At 33.7% G+C, this 9,001-nt stretch carries 8 protein-coding genes and 1 pseudogene; 6 read left to right on the plus strand and 3 right to left on the minus strand.

What is annotated here, in order from left to right; all coding sequences use genetic code 11:
- Positions 1 to 296, minus strand: a 296-nt coding sequence (locus AC1DJR_RS10465) for a DUF3997 domain-containing protein (protein ID WP_477002556.1), incomplete at its 3' end; no start/stop codon positions are given.
- A 131-nt stretch (positions 297 to 427) separates the two neighbouring features.
- Between AC1DJR_RS10465 and AC1DJR_RS10470 the strand changes: the two genes are divergently transcribed.
- The 3 genes from AC1DJR_RS10470 to AC1DJR_RS10480 all read left to right on the plus strand — a co-directional run bounded on the left by AC1DJR_RS10470 (position 428) and on the right by AC1DJR_RS10480 (position 1,855).
- Complete coding sequence (locus tag AC1DJR_RS10470; RefSeq protein ID WP_002138152.1) at positions 428 to 883, plus strand: RDD family protein; 456 nt, start codon at positions 428 to 430, stop codon at positions 881 to 883.
- Positions 884 to 1,181: 298 nt separating this feature from the next.
- A complete protein-coding gene (locus tag AC1DJR_RS10475; RefSeq protein WP_002128904.1) occupies positions 1,182 to 1,280 on the plus strand; it encodes a hypothetical protein in 99 nt (32 codons plus the stop codon).
- Positions 1,281 to 1,345: 65 nt separating this feature from the next.
- Positions 1,346 to 1,855 carry an SDR family NAD(P)-dependent oxidoreductase gene (locus tag AC1DJR_RS10480; protein WP_002066937.1) on the plus strand — a complete coding sequence of 170 codons (510 nt, stop codon included), beginning with the start codon at positions 1,346 to 1,348 and terminating at the stop codon, positions 1,853 to 1,855.
- Positions 1,856 to 1,924: 69 nt separating this feature from the next.
- Here the strand turns inward: AC1DJR_RS10480 and AC1DJR_RS10485 are convergent, their stop codons facing one another.
- Positions 1,925 to 3,025, minus strand: coding sequence for an ABC transporter ATP-binding protein (locus AC1DJR_RS10485; RefSeq protein ID WP_477002557.1), 1,101 nt, complete (start codon positions 3,023 to 3,025; stop codon positions 1,925 to 1,927).
- A 276-nt stretch (positions 3,026 to 3,301) separates the two neighbouring features.
- Between AC1DJR_RS10485 and AC1DJR_RS10490 the strand changes: the two genes are divergently transcribed.
- Positions 3,302 to 4,978, plus strand: a complete 1,677-nt coding sequence (locus tag AC1DJR_RS10490) for a glycoside hydrolase family 13 protein (protein WP_477002558.1) — start codon at positions 3,302 to 3,304, stop codon at positions 4,976 to 4,978.
- A 39-nt stretch (positions 4,979 to 5,017) separates the two neighbouring features.
- Here AC1DJR_RS10490 and AC1DJR_RS10495 read toward each other — a convergent pair whose 3' ends face one another.
- A complete protein-coding gene (locus AC1DJR_RS10495; protein WP_477002559.1) occupies positions 5,018 to 6,778 on the minus strand; it encodes an alpha-glycosidase in 1,761 nt (586 codons plus the stop codon).
- Between the two features lie 323 nt (positions 6,779 to 7,101).
- On the opposite strand from AC1DJR_RS10495, the gene AC1DJR_RS10500 reads away from it, so the two are divergent.
- Together AC1DJR_RS10500 and AC1DJR_RS10505 are read left to right on the plus strand one after the other, a co-directional pair.
- The gene (locus AC1DJR_RS10500) at positions 7,102 to 8,361 is read left to right on the plus strand and encodes an extracellular solute-binding protein (RefSeq protein WP_088034422.1); all 1,260 of its coding nucleotides are present in this window, start codon (positions 7,102 to 7,104) and stop codon (positions 8,359 to 8,361) included.
- A 77-nt stretch (positions 8,362 to 8,438) separates the two neighbouring features.
- Positions 8,439 to 9,001, plus strand: a pseudogene (locus AC1DJR_RS10505) (sugar ABC transporter permease); the annotation flags it as partial.

Here is a 9,001-nt window from a genome sequence, read left to right on the forward strand (position 1 = left end):
ATAATCCAATAATGTTCACTTTTTTTATTTGTAATTGCTGCGTCAGGATTATTTGGATCTGATTTTTCCTCAATTTGTTTTGTGATAATGTATTTATCGTCCCAAGCAATTTCTGTAATCTTTGCAGGGATGTATTGTGTAGCATATACAGCATCCTGAGAGGGGAAAAGTTCAAATGCATCTCCAGAAGTATGGATGAGTTCATATTCATCGTTAATTGTATAAGTTAAATGGTTTGTATTGCCTGTACAACCTGTTAATAAGAGTGCGGCAAATAGGATTATCCATCTTTTCAATATGGGAACCTCCTTTATAATGCTGTTGTAACACATTGTACAAGAAAAGTAAGCGAAACGCCAGTTTACAATGTTTTTTAGAAGTGGTACGATGARACGGGTAAAGAAGGATATGAAGGAGTCGACACAAAATGAAGTTAAAGATGCATCGTCCAGCGCTTGTAATGAATCGCATAGGTGCTTCCCTTATTGACATGTTTTTAATCTCGGTTACGTACGGTGCAGTAGTAGCTATTATTACAGGAAACTATAGTGCTATTTTTAATCGTTTTAATATAAGTTTAGGTGACTATAGATATGACCTTACACTTGTTTTCGTATTAATGGCTATAAATTTTATTCTGTTACCTTTTCTTTGGAACGGTTCTACACTTGGTAAAAAGGTAACAAGAACAAAAATAATCTCGTTAACAAGTGAAAAACTAACGTTACAAACATTAATAATACGATTTTTGGTATTATTATTACCAAGCATATTATTACTTGGAGTTCCATTAATATGCAATGTATATATGATGTTATTCCGCAAAGATAATTGTGGCTTCCATGATTTAATTGCAAAGACAAAAGTGATGAGTCTTGTATAATTAATATTTAGAGTATACGTGCTACTAATGAAATAAGACTTTTTATTGTTTGTATATAAAAAGTCTTATTTTTAATTTCATGAAAAATTCCATCATTATCTTATTTTTTGGGAAATTAGATAAATGGAATTGATATAGGGCGGATATTTCCTATATAATACCCTCCATATTATTGATGGATGTTTAAAGARGCTGTAGCTAATTCAAACATCCTATTTTCGTTTTAAATAGATTGAAAATTAAGATAATGTTATAATGGGTATAAATAATATCGTTATATAACAAAGGGGGATTTGGAATGACTGGAGGTAGCTTAATATTTTGGGGAATTCTTATTTTTATTGGTTTAACCTTCGATCAATATAATAGTAAGAAAAAAAAAGAAACAAAAAAGTAATCGCTTACAAGCTGTAGAGTGAACTTTTCCTGCTTGCAGACTAATCTAATAAAGGAGTATACTGAATGACGGTAAGACTTATAGAAGGGGTAATGAAAATGAAGCTTGCAGGRAARGTTGCYATYGTAACTGGYGGTGGCATCGGTATTGGACGTAGTACAGCTCTTTTGTTGGCTAAGCAAGGCGCAAAAGTAATTGTGACGGACATTGATCAAGAAAGTGGACAAGCAACAGCTGAGGAAATTACGGATTTAGGCGGAGAAGCACTTTTTGTATCCTACGATATGGGGAAACAAGGAGATTGGCAACGTGTTATTAGTTTTGCTATGGAGGCATATAGTCGTATTGATATGCTTTTTCAAAATGCTGGTCTATATAAAATAGATTCTATTTTTTCTCGCCAACAAGAGAACGATTCCAATGTACTTTGTATTAATGACGTTTGGATAGAGATAAAACAATTAACGTCATCTTTTATGAAACAGCAAGAAGAAGTGGTGCTTAGTGATTTACCTGTTTTTGGTATTATTAGCACGAGAGGACAATCATTTCATACAATAGAAGCCCTAGTATAATAATGGAAAACCGCCCCCAGTATATATGTGGACGGTTTTTTTGTATGTTCTATTATAGAACTTTATTTTTTAACGAATACGTTGTTCGGTTTGGCTATCAAAGAAATGTGCTTTATTCATATCAAAAGCAAGTTTAATTTGGTCACCAGGTGAAAAAGTATGTCTTGCATCAACACGTGCTGCAAAATCTTGATTTCCAAGTTTCATATATAAAATGGATTCAGCCCCTAACAACTCTGCAACTTCAATTTTTGTTGTGAAAGTAGTAGATTGTGAAGCTTCTAAAAATAATAGTTCATCATGAATATCTTCTGGACGAATACCTAAAACAATTTCTTTATTTACATAGCCTTGTTCGCGTAATAACTTCATTTTTCCTTCAGATACTTTAAACTTTATTGAACTGTCTATAACGAAATCGGTTTCAGTTAATTTTCCACGGAAGAAATTCATTGCGGGTGAACCGATAAAACCACCAACGAAAATATTTTCAGGTGTTTCATATACTTCTTTTGGAGTTCCAATTTGTTGGATTTTGCCGTCTTTCATAACAACAAGGCGTGAAGCCATTGTCATTGCCTCAGTTTGATCATGTGTTACATAAATTGTCGTTGTGCCAAGGCGGTGGTGTAATTTAGAAATTTCTGATCGCATTGCAACACGTAGTTTAGCGTCTAAGTTTGATAAKGGTTCATCCATTAAGAAGACTTTTGCGTCTCGAACRATTGCTCTACCTAATGCAACACGTTGACGTTGTCCACCTGATAAAGCTTTCGGTTTTCTATCTAAATATTGTTCAAGCCCTAAAATTTGAGCTGCATGTTTCACTCGACGGTCGATTTCATCTTTYGGTATTTTTCGAAGTTTTAATCCAAATGCCATATTATCGTACACACTCATATGTGGATAAAGAGCGTAGTTTTGGAAGACCATTGCGATATCTCGATCTTTTGGAGGAACATCGTTCATTAGCTTACCATCAATTGAAAATTCTCCTTTTGAAATATCTTCAAGTCCAGCTACCATTCGTAGTGTTGTAGATTTTCCACAGCCAGAAGGACCAACGAATACGATAAATTCTTTATCTTGAATGTGTAARTTAAAATCTGYTACGGCTGTTACGTTATTATCATATATTTTATAAATATTTTCTAATTTAAGTTCTGCCATGATATTTCCCCCTAGAAAGTTTATGCAAACGTTTTCTTTGAATTTATTATAAACGAATAGATTCAAAAAAGAAATAAAAACACTATAAAAAAAATAAAACGTTTTCATTATCCCTATGAATATATAATAAGTTCCACATGTTTTATTAGAAAAAGAAAATAAATATTGTAAGCGCTATTTTAAATTCGGATGGAATCTGTTATCATTCAGTAATGAAAACGTTTGCGCCTTAAAAAGACAAAAGAATCAATAGTATAGATGAAATGGGGTAGCATAATGGAAAAACAATGGTGGAAAGAAAGTGTAGTATATCAAATTTATCCTCGTAGCTTTATGGATAGTAACGGTGATGGTATAGGTGATCTTCGTGGTATTMTTKCAAAGCTAGATTAYTTAAAAGAATTAGGTATTGATGTAATTTGGTTATCGCCAGTCTATGAATCTCCAAATGATGATAATGGTTACGATATAAGTGATTATTGTAAAATTATGARTGAGTTCGGAACAATGGAAGATTGGGATRAACTATTACATGAAATGCATAAACGTAATATGAAACTTATGATGGACTTAGTTGTWAATCATACTTCMGATGAACATAATTGGTTTATTGAATCACGTAAATCACAAGATAATAAATATAGAGACTATTATATATGGCGTCCTGGAAAWGAAGGRAAAGAGCCGAATAACTGGGGAGCMGCWTTTAGTGGMTCTGCATGGCARTATGATGAAATGACAGATGAATATTATTTRCATCTRTTTTCTAAAAAACAGCCAGATTTAAACTGGGATAATGAAAAGGTAAGACAAGATGTTTATGRMATGATGAAGTTTTGGTTAGAAAAAGGAATTGATGGGTTCCGTATGGATGTTATTAATTTTATTTCTAAAGAAGAAGGCTTACCAGCTGTTGAAACGGATGAAGAGGGATACGTTTCAGGTCATAAACATTTTATGAACGGCCCAAACATTCATAAATATCTGCATGAAATGAATGAAGAAGTATTGTCTCATTATGATATTATGACGGTTGGTGAGATGCCTGGTGTAACGACAGAAGAGGCTAAATTGTATACTGGAGAAGAACGAGAAGAATTACAAATGGTATTCCAATTTGAACATATGGATTTAGATTCAGGAGAAGGTGGAAAATGGGATGTAAAACCATGCTCACTCCTTACTTTGAAACAAAATTTAACAAAGTGGCAAAAAGCATTAGAACAAACAGGATGGAATAGCCTTTATTGGAATAACCATGATCAGCCTCGTGTTGTATCTCGTTTTGGTAATGATGGGGCTTATCATACTGAATCAGCAAAAATGTTAGCGACAGTACTTCATATGATGAAAGGAACACCATATATTTATCAAGGAGAAGAAATCGGAATGACCAATGTTCGATTTGAATCAATTGATGAATATCGAGATATTGAAACACTAAATATGTATAAAGAAAAAGTTATAGAGCGCGGCGAAGATATAGATAAAGTGATGCAGTCTATATATATAAAGGGCCGAGATAATGCTAGAACTCCGATGCAGTGGGATGATAGAGAACATGCTGGATTCACAACGGGTRAGCCTTGGATTGCGGTAAATCCTAACTACAAAGAGATTAACGTGAAACAGGCGATTCAAGATGAAGAATCAATTTTTTATTACTATAAAAAATTGATTGAATTACGTAAAAACAATAAAATAGTTGTGTATGGAACATATGATTTAATACTAGAAAATAACCCTTCTATTTTTGCTTATGTAAGAACATATGGAGAAGAAAAGCTTCTGGTAATTGCAAACTTCACTGCAGATGAATGTGTATTCGAATTACCTGAGGACATTATTTATAGTGAATTAGAGTTATTAATATACAATTATGATGTAGAAAATGTATCGATAGAAAACATTACATTACGACCATATGAAGCAATGGTATTTAAATTGAAATAAGAAAAAGCCTTATGCCACCCTGGCATAAGGCTTTTTCTATTACCATTTTAAAATAGAGAATCCATACGGTGGAAGTGTAACTTGTAATACACTTGCTTCCGCTGAAAATTCTTCGTTTGTATAAATGTTAATTATTTTCTTCCCTGTAATATGAAGAGGGAGTGAAGTTGTAACTTCACTGTTAGTAGGATTTAAAACGAAAAAGATAGTTTCATCTTCATATGTTTTTGTATAAGAAATATAATTATGTTCATCATTTGCCTCAATGAATTGAAAAGTACCGTTTCCTCCAAATGCTTTATGTTGTTTCCGTAATGAAATTAATGTTTGTATATGTGTAAATAAAAGAGTATCYTGTTCTTTTTCATCCCATATCATGCATTTGCGRCAGYCAGGGTCCATTCCACCATCCATACCGATTTCATCGCCGTAATAAATACAAGGAGAACCGATGAAAGAAAGGTGAAATACATAGAGTAACTTTAACTTATTTTTATCCCCGTTACATGTTGCTAAAATTCTAGGTGTGTCATGACTGTCTAATAAATGAAATGCCGCTTCATTTACATTCATAGAGTAGGAATGTAGAGAATCGATAATTTGTTTCATAAATTCACTTGCATGAATGGACTCGTTAGCAAAGTAAGAAAGTAGAGCATTTGTAACAGGATAGCTCATTACAGCATCAAATTGGTCACCTTGTAGCCATGGGAGTGCATCGTGCCAAATTTCGCCTAAAATATATACTTCAGGATTTAATGCTTTTATTTCACTTCGGAATTCTCTCCAAAAACTGTGATCAACTTCATTTGCTACATCAAGGCGCCAACCATCTATATGGAATTCCCTTACCCAATAACGACCTACTTCAAGTAAATATTCTTTTACATCTGGATGTGCCGTATTTAATTTAGGCATATATGGTGTAAACGCGAAAGTATCGTAATTAGGAAGTGGCTCAGTAATAATCGGAAATTCATGAATATGGAACCACTCTTTATAAGCTGACTGCTCGCCATTTTCTAGTACGTTTTGAAATTTATCAAAGAAGTATCCGCTATGATTAAAAACAGCGTCGAGCATTACTTTTATACCATGTTCATGACACGCCTGAACGAGTTCTTTGAAAGTTTCTTTCGTCCCGAATTGTGGATCAATTTCCATGTAATCGATTGTGTCATATTTATGATTCGAATGAGCTTTGAAAATAGGAGTGAAATATATTCCGGAAATTCCAAGTTTAACAAGGTAATCAAGGTTTTGAATAATACCAGCAAAATCTCCGCCGAAAAAATTAGTTGGAGTTGGTTCAGTACTTCCCCAAGGAAGGGTGTTTTCTGGATTCAGTGTGCAATCCCCATTAGCGAATCGTTCTGGGAAAATTTGATACCAAACTGTGTCTTTAACCCAGGACGGTGCTTTGAATACATCGTTTGCATGAATAAATGGAAAACAGAAAAAGTTACCAACATCATCATTTGGAATGTTAGAAAAAAATCCTCGTTCTGTATAAATAAGAGATTCTGCATCATTTATTAATTCAAATCCATAACGTAAGCGTTTAAATTGTGGTTCGATGGAAATTGACCAATAATCAAATAACTCAGTAGAACCAGTTTTTTTCATCGGTGTACTCGCTGTAATCCATTTCCCATCTTGCCATTCATAAGGATCACCGTAKATGAGAGCAGCGGTGTGAATATCGTCTCTTTTTGTACGCATCCGGATGTGAATCGTTTTTTCGTCGTAAGCGTATGCATAATTATCTTTCGGCCTATGATAGATCGCTTCTTTAAACATATAGAAAATCCCCCTTTAATATCTCTATACATATCGTTCCCTTAAACGTAATAATAAAGATTATGTTGCAAACGATTGCTTTCCCATAACTTTAATRTTGCTTATAAGAGTAGTATTCATTTTATRTAAAGTCAATGRATAAAGAGTATAACGGCAATATTTAAAAAATTAATATTTGCAAAATAAATAAAAGGATGTATAATGATAGACAAATAGCGCAAACGTTTTCATAGATTATGATATTGTTTGCGCTTTTATTAAACTATCGAATGCAAACGTTTTCAATTAAAGAGGTACATAGACAATTTAGGGAGGTTTTTGGGATGAAGAAAGCATTATCACTATTAACGATTTCAGCATTGTCAATCGGTATGTTATCTGCATGTGGACCGAAAGATTCAGGGAAAAAAGAAGCAAGTAAAGAGAAGAAAGATTATGATCTTCTCGTTTGGGAAGATGAGAAAAAAGGTGTGGGTCTAGAGCCGGCAGTGAAAAGTTTTGAAAAGAAATATAATGTGAAAGTAAAAGTTGAAGAGGTTCAGATGACGAAACAAATAGAAAAACTTCGTCTCGACGGTCCAGCTGGCACAGGGCCAGATGTTGTAACATTGCCACATGATCATATTGGTAATGCGGTAACAGAAGGGCTACTTTCAGAGGTGAAAGTGGATGATACGGTAAAAAATAAATTTACAGATTTATCAATAAAGGCACAAACATACGACGGAAAACTATACGGTTTACCAAAAGCAATTGAAACACCAATCTTTATTTATAATAAAAAATTAATGTCAAAAGCACCAGAAACGATGGATGAGCTGTATAACTTCTCAAAAGACTTTACGAAAGATGACAAGTACGGATTTTTAACATTAGGAGATAACTTCTATTTTGCTAACGCATTTATGGAGGGTATGGGCGGTTATGTATTTGGTGAAAAAGATGGAAAACTGACTCCGACAGATATTGGATTAAATAATAGTGGTGCAGTACAAGGTGCTGAATATATTCAAAAATGGTATAAAGAAAAATTATTACCAAAAGGAATTATTGGTGAATCTGGCGGTTCAGCTGCAGATGGATTATTTAATGAAGGAAAAGCAGCATCTATTATGAATGGTCCATGGGCATTCCAAGCGATGGAAAAGGCTGGAATTGATTATGGTGTTGCTCCAATGCCGAAATTACCAAATGGTCAACCGATGAAAACGTTCGTTGGGGTAAAAGGATGGCATGTAACAAGTTTCTCTAAACAAAATGATTTAGCTACAAAATTCACTGAGTGGGTAACAAATGAAGAAAACGCAAAAATTCGATTTGAGAAAACAAAAGAAATTCCTCCAGTAAAATCAGTGATGGAAGATCCAATTATTAAAGATAATGAGGCTGCAAAAGCAGTTGCAACTCAATCAGAAAATGGAATTCCAATGCCGAATATTCCAGAAATGCAAGAAGTTTGGAAACCAGCTGGAGATGCGCTTCAATTAGTTGTATCAAATAAACAAGAGCCAAAAGCAGCACTTGATAATGCAGTGAAACAAATTAAAGGTAATATTGAGGCAAACCACAGCAATAAAAAATAAGGTGAAATTCGTGCCTCTAAATATGAGAGGCACGAATTCTCTCCCTTCCAAGTAGGAAGAAAAAAGGGGGAAGGAACATGCAAACATCTATGGAACCAGCRAAMGRSTTAAAMGGTTCAAARCATAGGAAAATGGCRACCATGTTATCAATCATTCCAGGTATTGGTCAACTATATAATAAACAATATGTTAAAGGTCTTATTTTTCTAGTATTAACAGGTTCATTTATTGTAGCATTTGCTGATTTGTTAAATATAGGATTATGGGGTATTGTAACGCTCGGTACAGAAGTTCCACGTGACCATTCGGTCTTTCTATTAGTAGAAGGGATTTTGGCACTTATCGTCATAGTATTCGGACTCGGAATATATGGATTTAACTTGTATGATGCATACCAAAATGGGAAGAAACGTGATATAGGAACACCATTAAACTCAGTAAAAGAGCARTACCGTAACTTATTAGATCAAGGTTTTCCATATTTAATGGTTTCACCAGGATTTCTATTACTWATCTTTGTAGTTGTATTTCCAATCATTTTTGTAATCTTAATTGGATTTACGAATTATGATTTATATCACTCTCCTCCAGCTAAATTAGTAGATTGGGTGGGCTTTAAAAACTTTATTGATATTTTCAC

The sequence above is a fragment of the Bacillus sp. 05T31 genome (genome assembly GCF_056396725.1).

Coding starts and splice junctions, on each gene's coding strand:
- AC1DJR_RS10470 (WP_002138152.1), top strand. CDS start 428: ATGAAGTTAAAGATGCATCGTCCAGCGCTTGTAATGAATCGCATAGGT.
- AC1DJR_RS10475 (WP_002128904.1), top strand. CDS start 1,182: ATGACTGGAGGTAGCTTAATATTTTGGGGAATTCTTATTTTTATTGGT.
- AC1DJR_RS10500 (WP_088034422.1), top strand. CDS start 7,102: ATGAAGAAAGCATTATCACTATTAACGATTTCAGCATTGTCAATCGGT.